The sequence below is a fragment of the Pseudomonas sp. P4_C8 genome (assembly GCF_056401975.1).
Genome location: NZ_JBFUIH010000058.1, coordinates 22,244 through 47,958 on the forward strand (window position 1 = coordinate 22,244; position 25,715 = coordinate 47,958).

The 25,715-nt window shown below is 58.5% G+C and carries 26 protein-coding genes, 1 tRNA gene and 1 pseudogene; 12 read left to right on the forward strand and 16 right to left on the reverse strand.

The features are described from left to right. Window positions 1-4 precede the first annotated feature (4 nt). From imuA to AC1DWM_RS26450, 3 genes are all read right to left on the reverse strand, one after another. Complete coding sequence (gene imuA, locus AC1DWM_RS26440) at window positions 5-622, reverse strand: translesion DNA synthesis-associated protein ImuA (RefSeq protein WP_477796542.1); 618 nt, start codon at window positions 620-622, stop codon at window positions 5-7. Further along, window positions 622-1,239, reverse strand: coding sequence for a transcriptional repressor LexA (gene lexA, locus AC1DWM_RS26445; RefSeq protein WP_477796543.1), 618 nt, complete (start codon window positions 1,237-1,239; stop codon window positions 622-624). Before lexA ends, imuA begins: the two co-directional genes overlap by 1 nt. Before the next feature lie 109 nt (window positions 1,240-1,348). Further along, entirely contained in the window at window positions 1,349-2,281 is a 933-nt protein-coding gene (locus AC1DWM_RS26450; protein ID WP_477796544.1) for a LysR family transcriptional regulator, read from the reverse strand. A 103-nt stretch (window positions 2,282-2,384) separates the two neighbouring features. On the opposite strand from AC1DWM_RS26450, the gene AC1DWM_RS26455 reads away from it, so the two are divergent. Beyond that, window positions 2,385-4,127: an amidohydrolase gene (locus AC1DWM_RS26455; protein WP_223513082.1), complete on the forward strand. Its 1,743-nt coding sequence runs from the start codon at window positions 2,385-2,387 to the stop codon at window positions 4,125-4,127. Between the two features lie 107 nt (window positions 4,128-4,234). Then, window positions 4,235-4,972: a TorF family putative porin gene (locus tag AC1DWM_RS26460; protein WP_477796545.1), complete on the forward strand. Its 738-nt coding sequence runs from the start codon at window positions 4,235-4,237 to the stop codon at window positions 4,970-4,972. 124 nt (window positions 4,973-5,096) lie between these two features. Here the strand turns inward: AC1DWM_RS26460 and AC1DWM_RS26465 are convergent, their stop codons facing one another. The 10 genes from AC1DWM_RS26465 to AC1DWM_RS26510 all read right to left on the reverse strand — a co-directional run bounded on the left by AC1DWM_RS26465 (window position 5,097) and on the right by AC1DWM_RS26510 (window position 14,750). Next, window positions 5,097-5,387 (reverse strand): DUF971 domain-containing protein, encoded by a 291-nt coding sequence (locus tag AC1DWM_RS26465; protein WP_223513078.1) that lies wholly within the window; start codon window positions 5,385-5,387, stop codon window positions 5,097-5,099. Continuing rightward, a complete protein-coding gene (locus AC1DWM_RS26470) occupies window positions 5,384-6,346 on the reverse strand; it encodes a HEAT repeat domain-containing protein (protein WP_223513076.1) in 963 nt (320 codons plus the stop codon). The genes AC1DWM_RS26465 and AC1DWM_RS26470 overlap by 4 nt, the downstream gene beginning before the upstream one ends. Beyond that, window positions 6,343-7,191, reverse strand: a complete 849-nt coding sequence (locus AC1DWM_RS26475) for an ABC transporter ATP-binding protein (RefSeq protein WP_223513075.1) — start codon at window positions 7,189-7,191, stop codon at window positions 6,343-6,345. Before AC1DWM_RS26475 ends, AC1DWM_RS26470 begins: the two co-directional genes overlap by 4 nt. Next, window positions 7,191-7,973: an ABC transporter permease gene (locus tag AC1DWM_RS26480; protein WP_477796546.1), complete on the reverse strand. Its 783-nt coding sequence runs from the start codon at window positions 7,971-7,973 to the stop codon at window positions 7,191-7,193. The genes AC1DWM_RS26475 and AC1DWM_RS26480 overlap by 1 nt, the downstream gene beginning before the upstream one ends. A gap of 133 nt (window positions 7,974-8,106) precedes the next feature. Beyond that, window positions 8,107-9,510, reverse strand: a complete 1,404-nt coding sequence (locus AC1DWM_RS26485; protein ID WP_223513073.1) for an ABC transporter substrate-binding protein — start codon at window positions 9,508-9,510, stop codon at window positions 8,107-8,109. A gap of 322 nt (window positions 9,511-9,832) precedes the next feature. After that, window positions 9,833-10,078: a 4Fe-4S dicluster domain-containing protein gene (locus tag AC1DWM_RS26490; RefSeq protein ID WP_007946457.1), complete on the reverse strand. Its 246-nt coding sequence runs from the start codon at window positions 10,076-10,078 to the stop codon at window positions 9,833-9,835. A gap of 25 nt (window positions 10,079-10,103) precedes the next feature. Continuing rightward, entirely contained in the window at window positions 10,104-11,849 is a 1,746-nt protein-coding gene (locus tag AC1DWM_RS26495; RefSeq protein WP_477796547.1) for a fumarate reductase/succinate dehydrogenase flavoprotein subunit, read from the reverse strand. Next, a complete protein-coding gene (locus tag AC1DWM_RS26500) occupies window positions 11,846-12,598 on the reverse strand; it encodes a GntR family transcriptional regulator (RefSeq protein WP_477796548.1) in 753 nt (250 codons plus the stop codon). The genes AC1DWM_RS26495 and AC1DWM_RS26500 overlap by 4 nt, the downstream gene beginning before the upstream one ends. Before the next feature lie 279 nt (window positions 12,599-12,877). Further along, window positions 12,878-13,846, reverse strand: a complete 969-nt coding sequence (locus AC1DWM_RS26505) for a Gfo/Idh/MocA family protein (protein ID WP_477796549.1) — start codon at window positions 13,844-13,846, stop codon at window positions 12,878-12,880. 16 nt (window positions 13,847-13,862) lie between these two features. Next, the gene (locus AC1DWM_RS26510; protein WP_223513059.1) at window positions 13,863-14,750 is read right to left on the reverse strand and encodes a Dyp-type peroxidase; all 888 of its coding nucleotides are present in this window, start codon (window positions 14,748-14,750) and stop codon (window positions 13,863-13,865) included. Between the two features lie 483 nt (window positions 14,751-15,233). Between AC1DWM_RS26510 and AC1DWM_RS26515 the strand changes: the two genes are divergently transcribed. Together AC1DWM_RS26515 and AC1DWM_RS26520 are read left to right on the forward strand one after the other, a co-directional pair. Beyond that, window positions 15,234-16,859 (forward strand): NADP-dependent glyceraldehyde-3-phosphate dehydrogenase, encoded by a 1,626-nt coding sequence (locus AC1DWM_RS26515; protein ID WP_477796550.1) that lies wholly within the window; start codon window positions 15,234-15,236, stop codon window positions 16,857-16,859. Window positions 16,860-16,900: 41 nt separating this feature from the next. Beyond that, window positions 16,901-17,944 (forward strand): FUSC family protein, encoded by a 1,044-nt coding sequence (locus tag AC1DWM_RS26520; RefSeq protein ID WP_223513869.1) that lies wholly within the window; start codon window positions 16,901-16,903, stop codon window positions 17,942-17,944. A 3-nt stretch (window positions 17,945-17,947) separates the two neighbouring features. On the opposite strand, the gene AC1DWM_RS26525 is transcribed toward AC1DWM_RS26520, so the two are convergent. Beyond that, on the reverse strand, window positions 17,948-18,841 hold the full coding sequence (locus AC1DWM_RS26525) for a DMT family transporter (protein ID WP_452626874.1): 894 nt from the start codon (window positions 18,839-18,841) through the stop codon (window positions 17,948-17,950). 135 nt (window positions 18,842-18,976) lie between these two features. On the opposite strand from AC1DWM_RS26525, the gene AC1DWM_RS26530 reads away from it, so the two are divergent. Next, complete coding sequence (locus tag AC1DWM_RS26530; RefSeq protein WP_477796551.1) at window positions 18,977-19,414, forward strand: Lrp/AsnC family transcriptional regulator; 438 nt, start codon at window positions 18,977-18,979, stop codon at window positions 19,412-19,414. 58 nt (window positions 19,415-19,472) lie between these two features. Then, window positions 19,473-19,799 (forward strand): YceK/YidQ family lipoprotein, encoded by a 327-nt coding sequence (locus AC1DWM_RS26535; RefSeq protein WP_477796552.1) that lies wholly within the window; start codon window positions 19,473-19,475, stop codon window positions 19,797-19,799. Window positions 19,800-19,861: 62 nt separating this feature from the next. On the opposite strand, the gene AC1DWM_RS26540 is transcribed toward AC1DWM_RS26535, so the two are convergent. Beyond that, window positions 19,862-20,533: a Bax inhibitor-1/YccA family protein gene (locus tag AC1DWM_RS26540; protein ID WP_223513046.1), complete on the reverse strand. Its 672-nt coding sequence runs from the start codon at window positions 20,531-20,533 to the stop codon at window positions 19,862-19,864. A 123-nt stretch (window positions 20,534-20,656) separates the two neighbouring features. On the opposite strand from AC1DWM_RS26540, the gene AC1DWM_RS26545 reads away from it, so the two are divergent. From AC1DWM_RS26545 to AC1DWM_RS26565, 5 genes are all read left to right on the forward strand, one after another. Beyond that, window positions 20,657-20,744, forward strand: a tRNA-Ser gene (locus tag AC1DWM_RS26545). A 203-nt stretch (window positions 20,745-20,947) separates the two neighbouring features. Continuing rightward, window positions 20,948-21,157: a hypothetical protein gene (locus AC1DWM_RS26550; protein WP_477796553.1), complete on the forward strand. Its 210-nt coding sequence runs from the start codon at window positions 20,948-20,950 to the stop codon at window positions 21,155-21,157. A 111-nt stretch (window positions 21,158-21,268) separates the two neighbouring features. Then, entirely contained in the window at window positions 21,269-22,480 is a 1,212-nt protein-coding gene (locus AC1DWM_RS26555) for a hypothetical protein (RefSeq protein WP_477796554.1), read from the forward strand. 683 nt (window positions 22,481-23,163) lie between these two features. Then, window positions 23,164-23,373: a hypothetical protein gene (locus AC1DWM_RS26560; RefSeq protein ID WP_477796555.1), complete on the forward strand. Its 210-nt coding sequence runs from the start codon at window positions 23,164-23,166 to the stop codon at window positions 23,371-23,373. Window positions 23,374-23,579: 206 nt separating this feature from the next. Further along, window positions 23,580-24,164, forward strand: coding sequence for a hypothetical protein (locus AC1DWM_RS26565; protein WP_477796556.1), 585 nt, complete (start codon window positions 23,580-23,582; stop codon window positions 24,162-24,164). Between the two features lie 552 nt (window positions 24,165-24,716). Here the strand turns inward: AC1DWM_RS26565 and AC1DWM_RS26570 are convergent. Next, window positions 24,717-25,028, reverse strand: coding sequence for a TM2 domain-containing protein (locus AC1DWM_RS26570; RefSeq protein WP_477796557.1), 312 nt, complete (start codon window positions 25,026-25,028; stop codon window positions 24,717-24,719). A 444-nt stretch (window positions 25,029-25,472) separates the two neighbouring features. Between AC1DWM_RS26570 and AC1DWM_RS26575 the strand changes: the two are divergent. Continuing rightward, window positions 25,473-25,678 (forward strand): annotated as a pseudogene (locus tag AC1DWM_RS26575) (hypothetical protein). Window positions 25,679-25,715 lie beyond the last annotated feature (37 nt).

A 25,715-nucleotide genomic window follows, 5' to 3' on the forward strand; every position in this document is an offset into this window, starting at 1 on the left:
AACCTCAATGCCCCACGGAGAAGGCAATCGGCGCCGAACGCGCTAGCCCGCCCCGACACTTGAGCACGCGTAATTGCGCAGGCTTGGCGTCGATGGCAATGCGCAGGGCGGCGGGCGAAGGGTTGATGGCTTCATGGATCGAGCGGTAGGCGAACGCCAGGGTCGAGCCGGTTTCCGCCGCCACCTGCAAGCGGCGCAACGCCCGGTCATCGGCCTTGTGCGGCCAGCACAACACCGCCCCGCAACTGCCTGAACGCAGGCATTGTTCCGCCGCCCATAAGGCATCCCGTTCGCTGGCCTGAATGATCGACAACTGGCGCAAATCGACCCCGGCGTTCTGCCACGCTTGCGGGTACGGCACGTAGGGCGGCGCCACCAGCACGATGCGTTCACCCGCCGCCGACAACCGCGCCAGCGCCGGCCACACCAGTTGCAGCTCACCGACGCCCTGCCCGGCCAGAAGGATTTCGGTCAGCGCCGCTTCCGGCCAGCCCCCGGTGGGCAACGCCGCATCCAGCGCGGCATGCCCGGTGGGTTGCGGGCTGACGGCCGATGGCGCAGGCCGGCCTTTCCAGACCTGGCCGCCATTGAACAGCGTATCCAGCGCAACGACGGCGCCCATCACCCTTGCCTCACCAGACCGCAGAACACCCCTTCGATAGCGAGGTCCTGATCGGGTTGAACGATGATCGGCTGATACGCCGGGTTGCGCGGCAACAGGCGAACCGTGTCGTCGGTCCGCTCGAAACGTTTGATGGTGACTTCGCCGTCCAGTCGCGCCACCACGATCTGGCCATTGAGCGCTTCCGGGTTGCGCCGCACGCCCACCAGATCGCCGTCGAGAATGCCGTCCTCGATCATCGAATCGCCCTGAACCCGCAGCATGTAATCCGGCACCCGCGAGAAGATCGACGGATCCAGCAGCAACCGGCTGTGCACTTCGGCATCGGCGCCGATTGGCGCACCCGCTGCCACCCGGCCGAGCACCGGAATGTCCAGCAACTCGGGCCGCGCCGGTTGCCCGAGCAAACGAATGCCCCGAGCCTGATGGGGATTGACCTCGATGAAACCGGCTTCGGTCAGCGCCAGCACATGCTTGCGCGCCACGCTGCGGGAGGCGAAACCAAAGGCCTCGCTGATTTCAGCAAGGCTCGGGGACTGACCGTGCTCCGCGATTCGGTCGCGGATAAAGGTCAGGATGGCGGTACGGCGGGGAGTTAGAGTCGTCATAGAGTACATTTGTACTCTTTTGGCATTTTCCTGACAAGGACTTGTAGGATCTGCGCATGAGCCGTGTAGGAGCTATGTAGGAGCTGTCGAGTGAAACGAGGCTGCGAATCTTTTGACTTCATCTGCCGCCGTCATCACTCAAGCCACGAGACGCCAGAAACCCTGCGATGTAATCGATAAACGCCAGCACTTTCGCGGTCGCCCGCCGATGGCTCGGGTACACCGCCAGAATGTGCGGGCCAAAGCTGTCCGGGTCGATGTCGTAGTCGGCCATCACCTGCACCAGCCGGCTATCGGCGATGTACGGCGCGGCGCTCCACAGCGGTGTGTGCAACAAGCCGCGTCCGGCCAGTGCGTTGGCCAGCAGCAGGTCGTAATTGTCGCTGCGCAACCGCGGATTTTGCGGCTGGGGCAGGCTCAGGCGTTGCCCGTCGCGCTCGACCCACCAGAATTCGCGGCTGAGCAACGGATGTCGATACAACAGCCATTCGTGGTCATCGAGGGTGTGCGGGGTGACAGGCAATGTTTTACGCGCCAGATAGGCCGGGCTGCCGCACAACGCCAGACGATTGCTGCCGACGACGCGGGCGATCAACCCCGGCAAGTCGTCATGGCCTTCGCGCAGGGCCAGGTCGTAGCCGCTTTCCAGCAGATTGACGAACTCATCGCACAGGTCCACCTGCAAATTGATCTGCGGGTACTGCTCCAGAAAACCGCCACACACCTGATCGAGAAACGCCTGCCCGTAGGCCAGCGGTGCGGTGATTTTCAGGTTGCCGCGCAGGCCATGCTGCAGCTGCTCGATTTCCTCGCCGGCCTCCTCCAGCCGCTGCAACACCTGGCGTGCGGTTTCCAGATAGAGACGCCCGGATTCGGTCAGCAGAATCCGCCGGGTACTGCGCTCGAACAAACGGGCGCCGAGTTCGGCCTCCAGGTGGTTGACCGCTTTGGTCAGGGCCGACGGGGTCTTGCCCAGTTGCTCGGCGGCGCGGCTGAAACTGCCGAGTTGCGCCGTGACCACGAACATTTTCAATGCACCCAATTTGTCCATACTTTTTCCATTCAGGCAAAAGCGTTTTTCGTGAGGAAGACGTTCTGCTGCGCACCAGCAGCCACTAATCTGGCCATCAGACGCAATAACAAGGAAACATTCAATGAAAAGATTCATCCCGAATCTCTTGATGGCCGCTGTTAGTTTTGCCTCGATGGAAGCCATGGCAGCCACCGATCTGGTGCTGATCAATGGCAAGATTTTCACCGCCGACCGTGCCCAACCGAAGGTGCAAGCGCTGGCGGTACAGGACGGTAAGGTGCTGCAAGTCGGCAGCGATGCACAGATCAAAGCCTTGATCACGCCGCAAACAAAAGTGGTGGATCTGGGTGGTAAAACCCTGATGCCCGGTCTGATCGACACCCATTCCCACGCGATTTTTGGCGGTCTGGAAATGGTCGTGGCCAACATGGAAGACGAGGTGGTCGACCTCGACGAACTGGAAAAACGCCTGCGCGGCTGGCGTGACGACGGCAAGGCCAAACACGGCGATGTGTTGACCGTGGCCGGCATGAGCTCGGTTTACTGGGCCAAGGCCGAAGACTTGGGCAAAAAATTCAACAACGGCGAATGGGCGGACGTGCCCGTGGTGTTCACTGGCAGCGACCACCACACAGCCTGGGCCAACGACTTCATGCTCAAGCGCGCCGGGATTGATGCCGCGTTGCTCAAGTCATTGCCCGCCGCCGAAGTGGACACCATTGGCAAACGTGCCGATGGCACCCCCAACGGCTTCCTGGTGGATGCCGGTTGGGACCGGGTGTCCTCGAAAATGCCCGTGCCGAGCACCGCCGACATGCTCAAGGCCGCCCAATCGGCTGTGCGCTACAACAACAGCTTCGGCATCACGGCGTGGATGGACCCCGCCGCCAATGCCGCCCCCGGCGAACCGCTGTTCGCGCTCAAGCCCACGGAGAAAACCGTCGGCGTGCTACCGGCCTATAAAGCGCTGGCCGAAACCGGTGGCATGAGTGTGCACGTGGCGGCTTTGCTGGTGGCCAACTCAAAAAGCGTACCGGCTGATCTCGATACGCTGGACAAGGTCCGCCAGCAATTTCAGGGCATCCCGAACCTGACCCTGCCTGGCGTCAAGATCTTCGCCGACGGCGTGATCGAATTCCCGGCCCAGAGCGCGGCAATGATCGACCCTTACAACAACTCGCACAAACAGGGCGAATTGCTGATCGATCCAAAGCATTTCGGCGAACTGGTCAGCGCCATCGACCAGCGCGGCTGGCTGGTGCACATCCATGCCATCGGCGACCGCGCGGTGCGGGAGTCGCTGAACGGCATCGCCCAGGCGCGCAAGGATCGCCAAAGCGGCGTGACGCACTCGATCACGCACCTGCAAATCGTCAACCCGAAAGAGTTTGCGCGGTTCAAACCACTGGACGTCATCGCCTCGATGCAATTGCTGTGGGCTTCGGCCGACGACTACACCACGGACATGATCAAGCCTTACGTCAGCGCTCTCGCCTTCCGCTATCAATACCCGGCGCATTCACTGCTCAAACAGGGCGCGACCATCTCGGGGGCGAGTGACTGGCCGGTGTCTTCGCCCAACCCATGGAACGCCATGGCCCAGGCCATCACCCGCGTCGGCCCGCTGGGCGTGCTGAACATCAAAGAAGCCGTGGATCGCGAAACGATGTTCTACGCCTACACCCTTAACGCCGCGCGCACCATCGGCCTGGAGAAGCAAATCGGTTCGCTGACCCCTGGCAAGCAAGCCGACTTCATCGTGCTGGACCGTGACGTATTCACCGTCGACAACAAGGCCCTGAGCGACACCCAAGTGCTGCAAACCTGGTTCGCCGGACGCGAAGTCTACGCACCGACCCTCTAATAAAAATCCGCTCGATCCGCTGCCCGCCCCCCGCGCTCGTCGCCGGGGTTCGGCGCAGCTTTGCCGCAAAAACTGCCCATAACAATCACAATATCGGGACTGTACTCATGAAAGCTTTCACCCTGTTCGCCCTCGGTTCCTTGAGTCTGCTGCCGTTGAGCAGCCAGGCCATCGTCTTGAATGACGACTTTTCCGTCCTGGTGGACCTGACCCTGGCGAGCGATTACCGCTCCCGTGGCATTTCGCAAACACAGAATGATCCCGCCGTGCAGGCCGGCGTGACGCTGGCCCACAGCACGGGTTTGTACGTGGGGGCCTGGAGTTCGAACGTCGACTTCGGCGGCGGCCTGAAAACCCGTCAGGAAATCGACTACTACGCCGGTTGGCTTTGGGAAGCCACCGAGGACGTCAACCTGGACATTGGCTATCTGCGATACACGTACCCGAAAGAAAGTCAGTTCAATCAGAGCGAGGTCTACGGCATTCTCAGTGTCTACGGGGTGAAACTCGGCGCCTATTACTCCGACGATGCGCCGGGCGTCGATAGCAAGCAGAATTCGCTGTACAGCTATGTCGGTTACGAAACCCAATTGCCTTACGACACCGGCCTGAAACTGCGCTATGGCAACATGGACTTCAAGGATCCGTACCTGTACTCGAGCTCGGGCCATGCCGAGGACTCGTACCGCGAGTGGGAAGTCAAACTGACCCACGAACTGGCCGGGGTGCTGCTGGGCTTGAGCTACATCGACACCGACCTGTCGAAAAGCCAATGCGCCAGCAACTGGGGGTTTGACGACGTGTGCAGTGCGACCGTGGTGGCGAGTGTCAGCAAATCCTTCTGACCCACACAGATCCCCTGTAGGAGCGGCGATGCGGCGATCCGACTTGCCCGCGAAGGCGGACTGACATTCAGCATCGATGTCGACTGACCCACCGCTTTCGCGAGCAGGCTCGCTCCCACAAGGGTTATGGAGTGGTTTCGGGAGTGAGTTGTGCCAGGTAGGCCCACGGGTAGATGCCGCGTTCGTGGCCGTCGCTGAAGATCAGTTGCAGGCCGTAGCCCTGTTGGTTGAGTTCAATCACTCGAATGCGCTCATCGACCTTCACTGTCAGACCTTGCAACCGAAACGCCCGACATTGCGAGCACGGGCACTGACGCCTCAGTTCAGCATGACCCAGCAATTGCTCACGCCCATCCGGCCAGTTCAATCGCAGCTGCTGTTTACCTTGGGAATTACCCACTGCCACCGGGTTCATAGCAGTTGACTCAAGGCGATGCGCACGGCTTTGCGCACTTCCGGGTCGCCGTCGTCTTGCGCGGCCTGCAAGGGGGCGATGGCCCCCATGTCGTTCAATTCGCCGAGGGCCAGCGCGGCTTCCTTGCGCAGGTTGCTGATGCGGTGGCCGAGGGTTTCGATCAAGGCTTCAAGGGCCGGGGCGTAACGCAAACGACCGAGGCTGCGAGTGGCGCGCAGGCGGACTTGCCAGTAATCGTCGCTCAAGGCCTCGATCAATGCGGGACCCGCGTCAATGTGGCCGACTTTGCCCAACGTGGTCGCGGCCTCTTCGCGCACTTGCCAGGCTTCGTCTTGCAAGGCCTGGCGCAGCGCTGGCAGCACTTGAGCATCGGAGGCCAGACCGAGGGCGCCGGTGGCGGCGCGGCGGACTTCGGTGTCGGGATCGGTGCTGGCCAATCTCGCCAAAGCCGGCAACGCATCGAGCTGTTTGAGCCAACCGAGCACGCCAACCGCCTCGCGGCGAACGCTGGCGTCTGCATCCTTCAACGCGGCTAAAGCGGCAGCGGCGGCATCGGGGAAACGCAACTCACGCAACGCCCTGAACGCGGCAATGCGCACGCTGGCCTCGGCATGCCCGGTCCACGGCAGAATCACCCGGCCTGCCGCCTCGCTTTTGAGCAGACTGAGACTTTGCGCCGCGGCCGATTGCACGGCCAACGAGGGATCGGTCAGCGCCTGGCACAGCGCTTCGACCACAGGTTCCTCCTCCCAGGCTTCAAGCAAGCGTGCGGCTTCGGCGCGGACTTCTTCGGTCGGATCGTGCGCCAGTCGGTTGACCAGCCATAACAAGCCGTCCGGTTCTTCGAGGTCGGCCAATTCGATCAGAGCAATGCGACGTATGCCCGGATCGTCATCGGTCAGGCGCGGTTGCAGGGCGAGAATGTCGTCGTTATCGGTTACATCGAATAGTGAGGTCATAGGGCAAATCGCGGCAGTTTGTTTTCAGGGGGAAGTCCGAGAGGGTTCAGGCGCGGTAACTGCCGACCGTCTTCGTGACGCAGTAATTCGAGGCAATGGCGTTTCAAGCGGGAAAACTCATGGCTCGTCACCAGTTCGGTGGTGCGTGGCCTTGGGAAGTCGAGGCGCAGGTCTTCGATGATCCGGCCGGGACGCGAACTCATGACCAGCAGGCGATCAGCGAGAAACAATGCTTCGTCGATGTCATGGGTGACGAACACCACGGTGGTGCGAATCCGCGTCCAGATGTCCAGCAGCAGTTCCTGCATGTTCAATCGGGTCAGCGCGTCGAGGGCGCCGAAGGGTTCGTCCATCAGCAATAGACGCGGGCGGTTGATCAGCACCCGGGCGATTTCCACCCGCTGTTGCATGCCGCCGGAGAGCTGATCCGGCCAGCGCTCGGCGAACCCTTCAAGGCCCACTAATGCAAGGATTTCATCGGCGGTTGCGTGGCGTTCGGCTTTACCCATGCCGCGCATTTTCAAGCCGAAAGCGACGTTATCGCGCACGGTTCGCCAAGGGAACAGCGTGTGGTGCTGGAACACCATGCCGCGCTGCGGCGACGGGCCCGAGACCTGCGCGCCATCGACGTTGAGGCTGCCGGATCGCGGTTGCAGGTGCCCGGCCAACGCGCCGAGCAAGGTCGATTTGCCGCAACCGGACGGCCCGAGAATGCACACGAACTGCCCCGCTTCAATCTGGCAATCCAGACCTTGCACGGCTTCGAAGGCCTGCGGCCCATCACCGAGGACGATGGACAACTGGCGAATATCAATCCGCCCTTCCGGGGTTTGCATCACGCTCATCAGGCTTTTCCTCGTGGTCGGTGCCACGGCGTGAACAGCCCGCCGAGACGTTTGATCAGCAGGCTGCTGCCCATCCCGAGTACACCGATCAGCAACATGCCAACGACGATGTCGGCGTAGTTTTGGATGGTGTAGGACTCCCAGGTGTAATAGCCGATGCCGTATTGGCCGGAGATCATTTCCGCCGTCACCAGGCAGAACCATGAAGTGCCCATGCCGATGGCCAGGCCGATGATGATGCTCGGCGCGGCGCCCGGCAAAATCACCTCCAGCAGAATCGCCCGACGCCCTGCCCCAAGGCTTTTGGCCGAGGCGATCAGGCGTGGGTCGACGCCTTCGACGCCGTGCACGGTGTTGAGCAGAATCGGGAACAGCGCGCCGGTGAAGGTGATGAAGACCATCGACAGCTCTGAAGATGGGAACATCAGGATGGCCAGCGGAATCCAGGCGACGGCGGGGATTGGGCGCAGGACTTCCAATGGCGGCAGCAGCAAGTCTTCGGCCCATTTCGAGCGGCCGATGGCCACGCCCAGAGCGATGCCGATGAGCAGCGCGGCGAGGTAGCCGGCGAAGACCCGGCTGAGACTGCTGCTCAGGTGCTGGGCGAGCTTGCCAGAATCGCCGAGGCCCAACGCGGCCTGGATGACGGCCAGTGGGGTCGGGACGTTGGCGAAGGTGACCAGGCCGAGGTTCCAGTGACCGCTGGCGGCGAGTTGCCAGAACAGCAGGCAGAGCAACAATGAAGCGGCTCTTGGAATCCAGCGTGCATAAGATCGGTACACAATTCTTCCTCTCAATTCAAACCTGTAGGAGCCGGCTTGCTGGCGAAGACGGCGGGACAGCCAGCATCAATGTTGAATGTCGGATCGCAATCGCCAGCAAGCCGGCTCCTACAGGGGTTTCGGTGTTCTGGGGTTAGCGGGCGGTGACGGTCTGGGTGGTGGCTTCGGTGAAGTCGAAGACCTTTCCGCCCTGGGCCGTGGCGAATTGTTGGGCCTGACCTTTGAGCAAGAAGGCGCTGAGTTGCCCCTTTGCATCACTGGCAAACCACGCCTGATCCGCCAGCAACTTGATCCCGCTGTCGTTGGCCTGGGTATACACCGCGCGGATGTTTTTGCCTTCCGACTTCAAACCGGCCAACGCGGTGAACGCCGCTTGCGCCGAGGCGTACTGCCGAACCTTCGGCTCTCCGCGCACCCAGATTTCCGCCACATGACTGAAGTCAGTGATCGCTTTACCGCTCGCCGCATCCACTGCCTTCAGAGGCGTCTGCTCGTAGTTGGTCAGTTGCGCGGTGTAATCCAGGTTCGAAGCCTTGAACGCAGCGCGGATGTACTGATCGTCGATAAAGGTATTGAGATCGAGACCGCGATCAGCCTTCTTCAACAACTTGAGCGTATCGATGGCGGTGCCCACCGCCTGACGGTATTCCGGCTTCCAGCTCAGGTCGCGGGTTTGCACGCCGAGCGGGCCATGGAACAGGTAGTTGACCTCGGCATCGACGCCGGTGACTTTGGCGATCAGTTCGCTGTACTTCTCCGGCTCAGCCGCCAGCAACTGATTGGCCTCGAGGCTCGCCCGCAGATAAGCGACGACGATTTCCGGGTACTTCTTCGCGTACGCCTGATCCACCAACGCGCCGTGGAACGTCGGTGCGCCGGCCTGGGCGCCGTCGTAAATCTTGCGAGCAAACCCACGGCTCGGGAACAGTTCGGCAAACGGCACGAAATCGGCGTGAGCGTCGATCTTCCCGGCCTGTAACGCAGAGCCTGCGACTTCTGGCGGTTGGGCGATGATGTTGACGTCTTTGAGCGGGTCCCAACCCTGGGCCGCCACGGCACGCAGCAACATCCCATGGGCCGTCGAGGCGAACGGCACGGAAATGGTTTTGCCCTTCAACTCTGCCAACGACTGCACACCCGAAGCACTCGGCACCACGATGCCGTTGCCGCTGCCCTTGATGCTGCCCGAGAGCACGCTGATGAACAGGCTGTGTTTACCGGCGGTTTCGAACGCCACGCCGTTGAACGAGCCGGGGAAATCGGCCATGGCGCCGAAGTCGAGTTTGCCGGCGACCATTTCGTTGGTCAGCGGTGCGCCACTGGTGAAGTTTTTCCACTCGACCTCGTATTTGGCGTCTTTGTATTGGCCGTCGTGAGGCAGGTATTTATCGAGCAGACCCAGTTCACGAATCAGCAATCCGCCGGCGGCGCAATTGATGGTGGTGTCCTGGGTGCCGATGGCAATGCGGATGGTTTCGGCGGAGGCCGACAGGGTGAATGAGGCCAGTACCAGACCGGCTAATGCTGCACGCAACATAGGTGTATCCCCTCGAATCGTTTATTGAGTGTTCGTCTCCGCCACGATCTGGGCGCGGTGGGAAACGAGGGGTGTTTGACGCTGGCGTCCGGTGTTGCCGGATGGCTTTTTGTTGTCTGGGCTGGCCTCTTCGCGAGCAGGCTCGCTCCCACATTTAGATTGCATTTCCCTGTTGGAATGCATTTTCCTGTTGGAATGCATTTCCCTGTTGGAATGCATTTCCCTGTTGGAATGCATTTCCCTGACTGGAATGCATTTCCCTGTGGGAGCGAGCCTGCTCGCGAAGGCGTCCTGTCATTCAATGGAGATTGAATGCGCTCACTCAGCGCAACAGGTAAGGAATTTCAACTTTCACCGCTCCGGTCGGGCAGTCCTTTTCACAGGGCATGCAGTACCAGCATTCGTCGAACGCCATATAGGCTTTTTGCGTGGCAGGGTTGATCGCCAGCAGGTCCATCGGGCAGACGTCGACGCACACGGTGCAGCCTTTGTGGGCGATGCAAAGATCCTCGTCGACCGTTACCGGCGCGTTGGAGCGAAAGAAGATTTCCTGGGGTTGATAAGCCATTTGGCGGTCTCTCTTTTGGTGATGCTCAGGCCGCAAAGGCGCCGACCCGCAGCCGGTCGTAAGCCTGCATTTCATCGGCGTCCAGCGGAATAATGTAAGGCTCGACGGCTTTCTTGAAACTGGTCATCAGACCGTCCTCACCCTTCTTCAAGTGGCAATGGCAGAACCAGTCGCTGTCGTTGCGTTGCGGGTGATCGACCCGATAGTGGTAAAGCCCCCAGCGGCTTTCGGCGCGGAACAGTGAGGCGCGGGCGGCCATTTCGGCGCAGTCGCGGATCATGCTGACTTCCATGGCGCGCATCAGTTCGTGGGCGTTGTGGGCCTTGATCTGATCGAGGTCGCGCTGGATATCGCTGAAGCGTTGCAGGCCGATCTGCATTTTCTTCGTTACTTTCGGCGGTTGCAGGTAGTCGTTCACAAAACGCCGCAGCTTGTACTCGACTTGCGCAGGTGGCAGGCCGTGTTCGCGGTCCAGCGGTGCGTAAACCCGGGCTTTTTCGGTTTCGATTTGATCCACATCCAGCGATGTAAACTCGCGTCCGGTGACAAAGTCCGCCGCGTTGTTGCCGGCAAACCAGCCATAGGTGAACGCGCCGAGCATGTAGTTGTGCGGCACCGCCGCCATGTCACCGGCCGAATACAAGCCCTTGACCGAAGTTTCCGCTCGCTCGTTGACCCACACACCCGACGCCGAATGCCCACTGCAAAAACCGATCTCGGAGATGTGCATCTCGACCATCTGCGTGCGGTAGTCAGTCCCGCGATTGGCGTGAAACTGGCCGCGACTCGGGCGTTCGTTGCTGTGCAGGATCTCTTCGATGTTCTGGATGGTTTCCTCGGCCAGGTGATCGAGTTTGAGAAACACCGGGCCGTTGCCGCTTTCGAGTTCCTGGTGGAACTCCCACATCATCTGGCCGCTCCAGTAGTCACACTCGATGAAGCGTTCGCCCTTGTTGTTGGCGGTGTAGCCTCCCAAGGGACCGGTGACGTAGGCGCAGGCCGGGCCGTTGTAGTCCTTGATCAGCGGGTTGATCTGGAAGCATTCCAGGTTCGCCAGTTCGGCACCGGCGTGATAGGCCATGGCGTAACCGTCGCCGGCATTGGTCGGGTTTTCGTAGGTGCCCATCAAGTATCCCGAGGATGGCAACCCCAGGCGCCCGGCGGCCCCGCAGCACAGAATCACCGCTTTGGCCTTGATCACATGGAAGTCCGCGGTGCGGCAATCGAAGCCCATCACACCGTTGACCGCGCCCTCTTCATCGGTCAGTAATCGGGTGCAGACCAGGCGATTGGTGATGCTGACCCGTGCCCGTTTCAACTGGCGATACAAAACCTTTTTGATGTCATGCCCTTCCGGCATCGGCAGCACGTAAGCGCCCATGTGGTGGACCTTTTTCACCGCGTAGTCGCCGGTCTCGTCCTTCTCGAATTTCACGCCCCATCGGTCCAGTTGCTCGATGGTTTCAAAGCTGTGAGTCGCGTAGGCGTACACCGCTGCCTGATTGACGATGCCGTCGTTGGCGATGGTGATTTCCTTGGTGTACTGCTCGGGCGTCGAGTGGCCGGGAATGATCGCGTTGTTCAGCCCGTCCATGCCCATGCTGATCGCGCCGCTACGTTTGACGTTGGCCTTGTCGATCAACAACACGCGCAGGTCGCGGTTGCGTTCCTTGGCCTTGATCGCCGCCATCGGCCCCGCAGTGCCGCCACCGATCACGACGATGTCGTATTCCTGCTCCAAAGTGCTTCTGGTTATTGAGCTGTGCGTCATGCCTGCGTCCCTTTTTGCCGGTCGATCCGCAAGCGGTACTGGAAGGCATCGCCACGGTAGTAAAGGTGTTCGAAGTCCACGGGTTGGCCGCTGGCATCGTGGGTGAGCCGCTCAATGCGCATGATCGGCGAGCCCGATTCGACGTTCAGCGCGTGGGTCAGGTCGCTGTCGGCCAAGACCGCATCGATGGCCAGGTCGGCGTGACCGAGGACCAGGCCGCAGTCGTTTTCGAGGATCAGGAAAATATCGCGGGTGACCAGATCAGACTTCTCCAGCCGTTCGCCGAGGGTTTTGGGCAGGTAGGTAATTTCAAGCGAGATCGGCTCGCGGTTGATCAGCCGCAACCGTTTGATCTGTGCCACGATTTCACCTTCAGCGACCTGCAAGCACTCGGCGACAAGTTTGTCGGCGGCGATGAATTTGAAGCTGCGCAGGCGGTTGATCACCTCGTAGCCGCGACCGTTCATGGACTCGGCCAGGCCTTGCAGCGTGCTGACGTTCTGGAAGGTTTTCGGTTTGGCGACGAAGGTGCCTTTGCCGTGAATCTTGAAGATCAGCCCTTCTTTCTGCAGATCTCCCAAGGCCTGGCGCACGGTGATCCGGCTGACTTTGAACAGCGCGCCGAGTTCGCTTTCGGAAGGCATCTGGCTGTCTTGCGGGTATTCACCGTCGAGGATGCGGGCGCGCAGCACGTCACGCAGTTGGGTGTGTAACGGGACGCTACTGAGGGATAGAACGTTATCGGTCATGGCAGATCACTTGTTATAACGAGTTATGACGTGATCTTAGAGAGGCCCGATGAGGGTTGAGAAATACTGTTTGAGCATAAGGTTAGATTCGCCGAACGAGCACAATCCTTTGTAGCAGCTGCGGAGCACCGCGAGGCTGCGTCCGGCGGCGCAGCCGTCGTAAACCCTGCATGCAAGGTTTTCCTGACACACCGCACTCTCTGATTTCACGACGGCTGCGCCGCCGGACGCAGCCTCGCGGTGCTCCTCAGCTGCTACATCGGTGTGGTTCAGTGGGCGCTAGTGGCGCTTGAGGATCTGGTCCATCACCCAATCGGTTTTCAGCGCTTCCCCGGCCACTGCCGGATGCTGCGCTTCGCCGCGAATATGCGCGTTGATGCCCAGCACGTGATGCCACTGGATGTGTTCGTGATGATCGATGTGCAGGCTGATATGTTCATCCGCGTGAAGCTGCACCGGATGCTCATCGAACACCGAAAAACTGATTCGGCCCTGGCTGCCGATCACCTCGACCCGGTCCTCGCGACGATCCGCCACGAAGTTCCAGCAGCCCATACCCGTTGCGCCGGAAGCAAACCGCCAACTGGCGCTGACGGCATCTTCGGCGGTATACAGCCCGGCCTGTCGCGCGGTGAAACCGGCGACGTCGGTGATGTCACCGAGCAGGTACTGGAACAGGTCAAACCCGTGGCTGGCGAGGTCAGCGAAGTAACCGCCACCGGCAATGCCCGGGTCTGTGCGCCAGTTGTGCATGCCGCCCAGATCGATTGGCGACGGGGCTTTGGTCAGCGTCCAGGTCAGGTGCCGGACCTCGCCTATCCGCCCCGCTTCCAGCCACTGACGCACTTGCTGGAAGCGCGGCAGCGAGCGTCGGTAGTAGGAAACGAACAGGTGCAATCCAGCGTTGGCAAAAACCTTTTCCATCTCGCGGCTTTGCCCGGCATTCAGCGACATCGGTTTTTCCACACAGCAATGTTTGCCGGCGGCGGCTACCAACAGGCTGTAGGCGTGATGACTGTCTGGTGGCGTGGCGATGTACACCGCGTCCACCTCGGGATCATTGATCAGCGCTTGCGCGTCGGTGTACACCCGGGCGATGCCATGGCGTGTGGCGTAATCCGTCACCGCGTCGATACGCCGCCCCATCACCGCCACCAACGCCGAGCCGGGCGCCTTGTAAAAGGCCGGCCCGCTCTTGCGCTCGGCGACACTGCCACAACCAATCATGCCCCAACGCACCACGTCCATGTTCATCTCCTGTTCGTTAGCCAATGCGCAAGGCGCGCAGGTCCAGCTGACCGTCCTTGAGCGGTGGGCACCAGTAGTAGCCGCCGGTGATCGGTCGACTGATGCGGTACAAGCCGTCTGTGATGCCGTCTTCCAGACCGCTCATGCGCCGCAGTTGCGCTTCAAAGGCGTCGAGGGAAAAGCCGAACGCAAGGAACATCAGGCCCGCGTGATCACCTTCGATCCATGGCATCGAACGACGGACGATGAATGCCTCGGGCGCGAAGCTTTCCTGGGCGGTGCGTTTGACGTGAGCCGAGACCGGCGCATCGTCGAGCTCTTCGTTGTCGCTCAAACGACGGCCCATAATGTTGTCCTTCTCATGGGACGGCATCGCGTGGAAGCCTTTGAGGTCATGCTGCCACTGCTGGATCGCGGCAAAGCTGCCACCGACCAGGCCTTCCGCGCCTTCGCTCAACAGTGCGGCGGCGACAGCGGCGTCGTCGTGCGGGTTTTCGGTGCCGTCTTCGTAACCGGTCAGGTCATGGCCGGTCATGTGGCGGAAGGTTTCGTTCATCTGCACCAGGCGCAGGGCCGGCGCCAGAGCGGCTTCGATGGCCTGGCTGCGATTGAGCAATTCACCCCGGTCGACGCCGTGCAACCAGCACCAGAGTGCGTGTTGCGTCGACGGGTTATCGACACCAACCCCGGTCAACGCCGGAAAGGCTCGCAGGCCATCGATCTGCGCGTGCAATGCCTTGACCAGCGATGCCCCGAAACCGACGACAGCCGACTTCCAGTCCACCAGTTGCATCAAGTTGTTGAGCGCAACCGGCAATGCTTCGGCGGATTCGAGGGCGAAGAACATATGGCGGGCTTGAGGCGGAACGGGGGTGGCGAGAATGCCCGGCTGGTAATAACTCATATGAACTCCTTGAAAATGAGCACGGAGTTTAACCGGAGCACGAGGGTTTGTGTGCAGCGTCCTGTAGCAGCTGCCGAGCCTGCGAGGCTGCGTTCGGTTCGGGCGGTGGCCGCTCCGCTGTACGTGACCGGGCTTTTCGGCTCTTCGCCACACCCCGCGAGCAACGCCGCGAAGACGCCCCCCCACCAGAGCAAAACTAAGGCTAGGCTTTTCAGTGAATCGGCGTTCCCGCATGGTGGTCCTCTAAGTGCCCCGTCAGTCGGATGCTCTTTTTTTGTTGTGATCAAGGAGAGCTCAACACTAAGGCACCCCGCGTGGGCGGGTTGAGGGCATTGGGGGCCAACAAGGGGGCTTCTGAGGTGCCGGGATATCCACGCGCCATCACGCTGTGCCGCAAATCACCAAGATGAGTCATGACAAGCGATGCCGAGGTCTGCTAAAACGTTTCACCAAGGCATCACCTAATCCAGAGGGGGTAGCGACATGACCACAACCAATATTCTCGACAACCTGTTCCCGAGCCACGCCGACATCCCGGAAAAGTACCGCCTCGACGGCCAGACCGAGCAGCGTGAGTACCTGGTCGATGGCGAACTGAAAACCTGGTCCGGGCCTCTCGCCCAGGTCCGAAGCCCGGTTTATCTGACCGGCGCTAATGGTGACGAGCAAGTGATCCTCGGCAGCACCCCCTTGCTGGATGCCGACACCGCGCTGACCGCCCTGGACGCCGCCGTCCGAGCTTATGACCGTGGCCAGGGCTTGTGGCCGACCATGCGGGTCGCCGAACGCATCCAGCACGTCGAAGCCTTTTTGGGTCGCATGCGCGAGCAGCGTGAGGCGGTGGTCAAGCTGCTGATGTGGGAGATCGGCAAAAACCTCAAGGACTCGGAAAAAGAGTTCGACCGCACCTGCGATTACATCGTCGACACCATCAATGCGTTGAAGGAGCTCGACCGCCGCTCCAGCCGTTTCGAACTGGAACAGGACACCCTCGGCCAGATCCGTCGCGTCCCGCTCGGCGTAGCCCTGTGCATGGGCCCCTACAACTACCCGCTGAACGAAACCTTCACCACGTTGATTCCGGCGCTGATCATGGGCAACACCGTGGTGTTCAAACCGGCCAAACTCGGCGTGCTGTTGATTCGTCCGCTGCTGGAAGCATTCCGCGACAGCTTCCCGGCCGGGGTGATCAACGTGATCTACGGCAGCGGCCGCGAGACCGTCAGCGCGCTGATGGCCAGCGGCAAGATCGACATCTTCGCGTTTATCGGCACCAACAAAGCCGCCAGCGATTTGAAAAAACTTCACCCCAAACCGCACCGTTTGCGTGCGGCGTTGGGCCTTGATGCGAAAAACCCCGGCATCGTCTTGCCGGAGGTCGATCTGGACAACGCGGTAAGTGAAGCGGTGACCGGCTCGTTGTCGTTCAACGGCCAGCGCTGCACCGCGCTGAAAATCCTCTTCGTCCATGAAGACGTGGTCGAAGCCTTCATCGACAAATTCAACGCTAAACTCGCCAGCCTCAAACCCGGCATGCCGTGGGAAAGCGGCGTGGCGCTGACACCGTTGCCGGAGTCGGGCAAGGTCGATTACCTGCATTCGCTGGTGGCGGACGCCGAAAGCAAAGGGGCCAAGGTGGTCAATCCCAACGGCGGTCAGGCCCGCGCCTCGTTCTTCTACCCGGCGGTGCTGTACCCGGTGACCCCGCAAATGCGCGTCTATCAGGAAGAACAGTTCGGCCCGGTCATCCCGATTGTGTCGTACCGCCATCTTGACACGGTGATCGATTACGTCCTGGAATCGGACTTCGGCCAGCAGCTGAGTATTTTCGGCACCAACCCGGTCGCGGTCGGCCGGCTGGTGGACACGTTCGCCAACCAGGTCGGGCGCATCAACCTCAACGCACAATGCCAGCGCGGCCCGGACACCTTCCCGTTCAACGGCCGCAAGAACTCGGCCGAGGGCACGTTGTCAGTGCATGATGCGTTGCGGGTGTTTTCGATCCGGACGTTGGTTGCCACCAAGTTCCAGGAAACCAATAAAGACCTCATCAGCGAGATCATCAGCGGACGCAGTTCAAGCTTCCTGACCACTGATTATATTTTCTGAGGACATAGCGACTGAGCACCTTCAGCCAACGATTGCCACCGCTGCTGCGCCGATTGCTGCGTCCGCTGCTGGACCCGTATCGGCGCTATCGCAACGCCAGACTGATCCACGCGGTGCGGGTCTCGCTCGGATTGCTGGCGACAATCCTGCTGACCACCGGCATCCATTTGCCCCATGGCGAATGGGCGTCGGTGACGATGCTGGTGGTGATCGGTGGCTTACAGCATCACGGCAATATCGGCAAAAAAGCCGCCGAGCGAGCCATTGGCACCTTGATCGGGGCTGGAGTCGGTCTGGTCCTGGTCGCGCAACAGGCCTGGCTCGGGATGCCGTGGCTGACTTATTTCGCCATGTCGGTGGTGTGCGGGTTTTTCTCGTATCACGCCATTGGCAAGGGCGGCTATACGGCGTTGCTGGCGGCGATCACCGTGTTTATTGTCGCGGGGCACGGTGACAACCCCGTCACGGACGGCTTGTGGCGCGGGGTAGACATTCTGATCGGCATCGCGCTGGCGCTGGCGTTTTCCTTCGCGCTACCGCTGTACGCGGTGTTTTCCTGGCGCTACAACCTGGCCGATGCCTTGCGCGATTGCGCGACGATCTATGGGCGCATCATCAATGGTGAGCCGGTCAGCGACGATGAACACCTCAAGCTCATGGGGCGCCTGAACACCGTGATGGTGCAATTGCGCTCGCTGATGCCGTCGGTTTCCAAGGAAGTGAAGATCTCCATGACTGAACTGGATGCCATTCAGCGCAACTTGCGGATGTGCGTCAGCACCCTGGAAATCCTCGGCAACACCCGCCCGGATGCCCGCGACCCCAACGCCATGGCGCAGTTGCAGTCGGCGATGACCGTGGAGCATCGGCAGATCCGCGTGCAACTGATCGGTATGGCGCGGGCGCTGAAAACCGGTGCGTCGCAACGGCTGAGCCGGCCTGTCGACCTGCCGCCAGCCTCAAGTCTTGATACGCCGGTCTACAGCCCGCTAGACGGCTATCGGTTATTGACCCGTCAGTTCGCCGCCAACATCGGCGAGATGCGCCAACGACTGGTCAAGACCGCCCCGCGCTGGAACATCTGACGCTTACTGTGCCGCCAGTTTCCGAGATTTGAAGCCCCAGCCCTGTTGCATCCCCGCGGCAGCCAGCAGAATCGCCGCCACGCCGAGCCATTGCAGCGGTTCCAGGCGATGGCCGAAGGCAAACCAGTCGACAAAAATAGCCGCAATCGGGTAGATAAACGACAACGCCCCGGTCAATGCGGTTGGCAGCTTTTGAATCGCGCCGTACAACAGCACATACATCACACCGGTGTGGACGATGCCCAGTGTCACCAGACTGGCCCAGGCACTCGGCGCTTGCGGCAGGGCGGAAAAGTGCGCGAACGGCGCAAGCATCAGCACCCCGGTGCAGACCTGAATCAATGCGATCAGATGCGGCGGCGTACCGGTCAGGCGCTTGATGATCAGCGCGGCAATCGCGTAAAGGAAGGCCGCGCCCAGCGCCAGGCCGATCCCCATCAGGTAATCATTGCCGCTCTCGCCCTGCCCGCCATGAGCACTGACAATCGCCAGCATCCCGAGAAACGAAATGCCCAGCCAGAACAGTTTCTGCAAGGTGATTTTTTCGTTGAGGAACAACGCGGCCAGGCCGACCAACATGAACGGCTGAACGTTGTACACCGCCGTACCAATGGCAATCGAGGCGCGCGAATACGACGCAAACAACAGCACCCAGTTGCCGACAATTGCCACGCCACTGAACACTGCCAGCAGGAACGTAGTACGGGTCAGAATGTCAGGACGCAAAAAGCCGAAGGCCGCACAAATCAGCAGCAAGGTGCCCGCCCCGAACAGGCAGCGCCAGAACACCACGTCCAGCACCGGTTGCCCGGACACCAGCACGAACCAGCCAATGGTCCCGGAGATCAGCATGGCGGCGGTCATCTCAAATGAACCGCGACGTATTGATTTGTCCATCTTCAGACTCCTGTGTTTGAGCGCAAAGTATGCCAATCTACTCGGGAGCTTCTCCAGCGCAAAAAGCAGGCTAAACTCGATTTCTGCCTTTTTTATCAAGGCGGTTTCACCTAATCGCCTTACAGGGGTTTCGCCATGACCGACGACATCGACCAAGTGCTGATCAGCGCCTTGATGGAAGACTCCAGGCGCTCGCTCAAGGCGCTGGCGCACCTCAGCGGCTTGTCCTCGCCCAGTGTCGCCGAGCGTTTGCGCCGCCTCGAAGAACGCGGCGTGCTCAAGGGCTACACCGTGGAGATCGACCCGAAATGCTTTGGCTATCAACTCCAGGCCATCGTGCGGATTCGCCCGCTGCCGGGCCAGTTGCAGGAAGTGGAGAGACAGATTCAGGCCATCCCCGAATTCACCGAGTGCGACAAAGTCACGGGCGACGATTGCTTCATCGCGCGCCTGCACGTGCGCTCCATGGAACAACTGGACACCCTCCTCGACCGCCTGAATAGCCACGCCGAAACCAACACGGCGATCGTCAAGAAAACCCCGGTCAAACGCCGGTTGCCGCYGATGGCATGAGTGCTGTTTGTTGGGTAATAGCGTAGATTGAGGTTTTCCGGCGAAGGATTGGCGGTCTATGAAAACTCAGGCAATGCTACTGGCGGCGCTGCTGCTGGCGGGCTGCGGGACGATTCAAACTGTGGTGCGCGGTGACGAAGTGGCTGCGACAAGTCTCAAGGAACAGAAGAGCTATTGTGGTGCAGTTCCGCGAATCTACAGCGGTGTGAGCTATGATTTTTGCAGTTTGAATGCGCCGCTGAAAAAAGGCCTGGATGCACAAGACCACACCGATGCTCCAGCCGTCGTGCTGATCGACGTGGTCATGTCCGGCGCGCTCGACACCTTGTTGCTGCCCTACACCATCTACCGCCAGCAGGCCGATGGCAGCATTGTCATTGACTGAATGACCTGAATGTCAGGCAATAAAAAACCCGCCTGAGCGGGTTTTTTACTTAAAGCCTTCGATTAATCATCGCGGCTCATGATGCCGAACAGCTGCAACAAGCTGATGAACAGGTTGTAGATCGATACATACAGGCTGATGGTCGCCATGATGTAGTTGCGCTCGCCGCCATGAATGATGGCGCTGGTCTGGTACAAAATGCAGACCGAGGAGAACAGCACGAAACCTGCGCTGATCGCCAGTTGCAGGCCGCTGATCTGGAAGAAGAAGCTCGCCAGTGTCGCACCCAGCAGCACGAAGAAGCCTGCAGTGATGAAACCGCCCAGGAAGCTCATGTCCTTGCGGGTAATCAGCACGTAAGCCGACAGACCACCGAACACCAGCGCCGTCATCGCGAACGCCGAACTGACCACTTCAGCGCCGCCCTGCATTCCCAGGTAACGGTTGAGGATCGGGCCGAGCAGGAAACCCATGAAACCGGTCAGGGCAAAAGCAGAAACCAGGCCCCAGGCAGAATCACGGAGTTTGTTGGTGAGGAAGAAAAGGCCGTAGAAGCCGATCAGCACCACGAACACGTTCGGGTAACCGACGCGCATCTGCTGAGCGACAAACGCCATCACGCCGCTGAATGCGAGGGTGAGAGCGAGTAAGCCGTAAGTGTTGCGCAGGACGCGGCTAACCTCTAGCTGCTCAGCCTGCACGCTGTTATTAACTGCGTAATCCTGTTCGCGCATGGCGACACTCCTGTTGGTTTGAAACGTTCAGTCGCAAAGATCATAACAGACGCTCAGTAACAAGCTATGCAGAGAGTTTGACAGTGTGTTTCATTCAGGTATTATGGCGCCCGCAACACAAACGGAGGTGTGGCCGAGTGGTTTAAGGCAACGGTCTTGAAAACCGTCGACTGTAACAGGTCCATGAGTTCGAATCCCATCGCCTCCGCCATCTTTATACGACAAAGCCCTGATTTTTCAGGGCTTTGTCGTTTCTGGGGTTTGATCTATGAACCTCGGCACTAAAAGTGTTCCATAACTATTATGGAAGTGTTCCAGAACCAAGCCGCATTTTCTCTCCTTCGGCGCCCTGCCGAGCGCTAAAAACCTTCATGAAACTCGGTGCTACGCTGACCTGATAACCAAGGATTCGCGATGCCCAATTCAGATCTGCTCCCTTCCCTGCTCTACAAAATCAACGAAAATCAACTCGCCTTGGAAGCCGCCATCATGGAGCTCTCGAACTGGGTCGAGCAGCGCGGATCGGCCGACGTCGCCGACAATGTGCGCGGCGCCCTCGAAGCTATCGATAAGAACGAAGAATTCATCAAGATGACGCTCGCGGTGATGATGACACCCGAGTGACAGCAATCGATTGGTGCCGTTGCAGGTCCGGAGCGTGGACAGACTGCTGGCAAAATAGTAGCGTCACCGCTAGTCATCCACATCCATTCTTCGCAACTCACAAGAGTCAATATGTTCGAGGCAATTACCTACAGGAATGCAATCGGTCCAGGCCCATCAATCGATATCGGAGCATTGGCAGAAGGGCTTCTCTTCTATGGGCGTGTCGCGATTGTTGCTAATAGTGCAACGCTCAAAGATCTCCTAACTCGTATCCCTCCATTCATCCTCTTGCCCCTTTTGCATGATGGCAGACTGGAGATCCATTACTTAGAAGACCAGGCAGGCGTTTCAACGAACACCATGAGTAATGGGCGCTCGCTGCATAGCCTGATCAGCTTCTCCTCTCCAAATCACGCAATTGAGAAGGTCGGCCCCAAAGTGTTTATGGACGCCGCGGGTAACACAAGCCAAGCGAAGATCGGCGCTCGTAAGTTTACGAAGCTTCTTCGTCCGCTAAACCACTCGGGGTTCGACCAAGGATCGTTGCTTCAAACCCTTTCAGATAGCGATGCAATTGAGGAAACAGTTAGATCCCTAATTCACGAGGCAGTACCAAATTTCGACGCAACGAGAGGCCTTCGCTTCAAAATCGAACGCGAGAGTAACGGCTTTTACGTGGATACAAATATCGATTTTTCTGGGCTAAACAGTCTCTACCATCGAGTCGTCCCGGCAAGCCACTCATCTCTGACAGAAGGGTACATATTGGCGTTGATCCAGAGAGCGTACGAAGCGACATTCTTCGCCGCCTCCCTCAACACAGAGATGGCAGTCCATCCGATTGAAAGGGCGGTTCAGGCCGCTTCGGTTCAAGCTGTGGTTAAACGCTACTCAAACAACCAGTCTCAGATTGAGAGCTTCTCCAATCTGACTCTTGCTGATAGCCACGCAATTCGAGAGGCAGTCAATACAGGTGCAGTGCCATTTTCATCAGTTCTGAAGCTTCTAGATTCAGCTGAAAAATTTCGTCATTGGCTACACAAGCAACCGGCAGACGCGGACCTTGTCAGAGCCTATTATCAGGAGGTGATAAAGGACTCTTGGGTCGAAAAGCTGCCTGGAAAGAGCATGCGCTGGGGCATGTTTACTGGCATTGGTCTCGGAATTGATGCATGTGGAGCTGGCGGGCTAGGAACCGCTGCAGGTATGGCAATCGGCGCAATCGACTCGTTTCTCGTAGACAAGCTTATCAATGGTTGGAAACCCCACCAGTTCGTGGAAAAAGATCTCAAGTCTCTGTTTGCCCCTTCCATAACACACCGGGCCAATCGAAAAGTATGACACCTGACTTCTCTCCAGCTAAGCCGCCCGCAAGCAGAAGCCACCTATCCCTCCCCCCATTCCTCTGCCTGGCAGCTAAAATTTAGCCAGGCACGAAACGTCCACATTGGAAACGTGGTGGGTCGCTCCCACCAGTTTTCATCATGCGCCGATGATGCAGCAGTACTATTGGGAATGACCTACAGGCCTTGCGTTTCAACGGCATGCATTGTCGACTGTCTAAAACTCTAACCCGACATAGGCGCCTTTCGGGCCAATGAAACCGAGCAAGGTCGAGGTAGTTTTAGACGGCATTTCCCCCCTTCACGGCGTTTCCGCTGATCGAACACAATCCCCCTATCGCAGTAGTGAATCACCGATTTAACGCTGGTAATCTCGCCGCCACGTTTGCCAGGCATTAAGGGATGCAGGCGAAAATAGAAGCCCCGGGGCCGCGAACCTTCGGGGCTTTGCATTTTTGCACTGGAGCAGAATTACACCGCGATTCTAAAGGGGTAAGGCAAAGTACTCAGGGCCAATGAAACCGGGCACTTCCTTACCTTGGAATACTCGGTTTTAACCTGCTTTACACGGTCAGTGGTACAAAAATCGGTACAAGCTTCATTCTCTCCCTAGGCGTCCTGCCTACCGTTCGTCACTTCCTAATACTGCTGCTACGCTGAAGCCTCCATGGAGGAATCGCGATGCCAAACTCAGACCTGCTCCCTTCCCTGCTGTTCAAAATCAACGAAAACCAGCTCGCCCTGGAGGCTGCCATCATGGAGCTCACTCTTTGGATTGAGCAGCGCGGAGCGACCGAGGTCGGCGGCAACGTTCGCAGCGCCCTGCAAACGATCGACAAAAATGAAGAGTTCATCAAGATGACGCTCGCCGTACTCATGACACCAGACTGATCACTCACAGGCAGAAATCGGCCAGAAGTAGACATTGAAATCTCAAGCAACTTTGGCGGTAGCTCAACGCAGCTACCGAGAGAACCTTCCCGATGACTCGAAGTAGGGAATTGGGCGTAGGATCGTTTCGTGAGCCAGAAACGCGCCTTTATCTATATAAATGGTCCATACAGCTGATCCGGATCGCGGTTTCATAAGGCGGTGAGATGAACAACGATGAAATTCTCAAAGTGATGGCTGCAAGCCGTTCAGGCGCAACGGTCCATTGCGTCGATTTTGCGTTTCGCTCCTTGAGAGCCGCTGAAATTCAGGCGCGAAGAATTTGGAACAGGGAACCAGCGCCAAGCCAGCATGATGTTGAAGCTACGAAAAGGTTCTACCAAGACATCTTTATTGACATCCACTTTTATTTAATCGCGTTGAGGAACGTGTATAGGTATTTGGCTAAGGCAGTAAGAGATCCTGCGTTTGATGCATTTCGCCCGGAGCTGGCAGAGCTAAATGAACGCTGGTTTTTGCACTATGCCAAAGGGCGTGAAGTATTTGAACACATTGATCAGCGCTTGCCTGGTGAGATACATGAATCCCGAATTGTGGAAATCGTTGATGACAGTGGAGGCCGAAGAAAAATTCATTTCGGTTTTAAGCCAAAAAAGGGTGTGTTCACTCATTCCGATGAAGAGTGGGATATCACTACAAACACATTTGATCGGATCAGCGCCGATGTGAAATCACTGTTGTCCAGGATGGTAGATAGCTGCTCTTCCACGGACCTACCTCACCCCTCGTGATCGATTTTATTGAGGTTGAAAGAGAGGTAGGTCCTTTGCCCCTGAACGTCGGCTTTGGGTCGATTCTGTTGAAAAAGTCGATTTTCTCAAACGGCCAGGAGACTGACAGGTGAAAGCGCCGTTTTTGCGCGCTTCTACGCGAAATCTGAGTCCGAATACCTCTGCGACGATTCAAGATTTCAATTTCAGGCGAGTACTTTTTGGCCATGGAAACTAAGGCCGCCTTTTTCAACAGAATCGGTCGAATGCAGCCGCTGAATTACCTTTGCGAAGCCCACATAGGGATGGCGAATCGAACGCCTTTTCGCGTCCACGAGGGTCTTTAAGTCCTTCGACAAAGCGAGGAATTAAAAGGCTCCGACTGGTGTTCGCGTTCCGCAATTTTTGCTTTTCTGCTTCCATACGAGCCTTTGTTTTCAAGACCCTTTTAATAATTGCGGAACGAAAAAACCCGGCATTCAGAGTCGAACTACGCATATGTGTATTGGATCATTATGCCTTATCGGCATACCTCAGTATGTGCTAGACGGAAGAGCAAACGACGCCATTGACCTAGACTTGCTGGATCAACGCCACTTCACGACGAGCCCTGTACCGCACTTCTTCAGTGTGCTCTCGGACAATCGACGGAATCAAAAAGGCGTCTATGAGTAGCCAAATCCCGCTGATGATGAGTGGAAACAGAGTAAAACAACCTATGATGGTGATCACCAGTTGAACAATTGCCGTTCCGGTTTTACCCAAATAGAAACGATGGCCGCCAACGCCACCTAGAAAAAACCAAAGCAAATAGGCAACACCAGTTGATTTTTTGCTATTAGCTACTTTTTGTTCGACGAGCATTTCGGCTTGCAGGGAAGACATCGAGATCACCTTGATCGGTTGCATCCGTGAGCAATAGACCCACAGGGGACCGCCGAAAGATAGCATTTTGCAATCAAAATTACATAGAACGAGCAGACGCTCGTTCCCCATTTTGACTCGCAGCATCGACCCCAAATGGCAGAAATTCACCTGTCTGATTGCTCTCAACGAGACTGCCGGAGTGAGCATCTCGCACTCCAATCTCCTAAGCATTCGCCCTAGCACCCTATGCAAGCGGAGACCGCTGGAACCCGCCAAACACAAGGCTTCGCGCTTGGCGCTCGCTGCAACGATGCCCAACAGAGCGYAACCGTGTTTTACAAAGTCACTCGAAAAGTCACTGAACCTTTGCGGCTCATCCCCCGGCGTCCTGCCGGCCGAACACAATCCCTTCGTGCACCATTTTTCCAGATGCTACGCTCACACCTCCATGGAGGAATCGCGATGCCAAACTCAGACCTGCTCCCTTCCCTGCTATTCAAGATCAACGAAAACCAACTCGCCCTTGAAGCCGCCATCCTGGAGCTTTCGAACTGGCTCGAACGCGGTCAGCCGACGTCGCCGACAACGTCCGCGGCGCCTTGGACACGATCGACCGCAATGAGGAGTTCATCAAGATGACACTCGCGATGCTGATGACACCGGAGTGACCACTATCGGCTGTGGATTCAACCGGTCGACGCAACA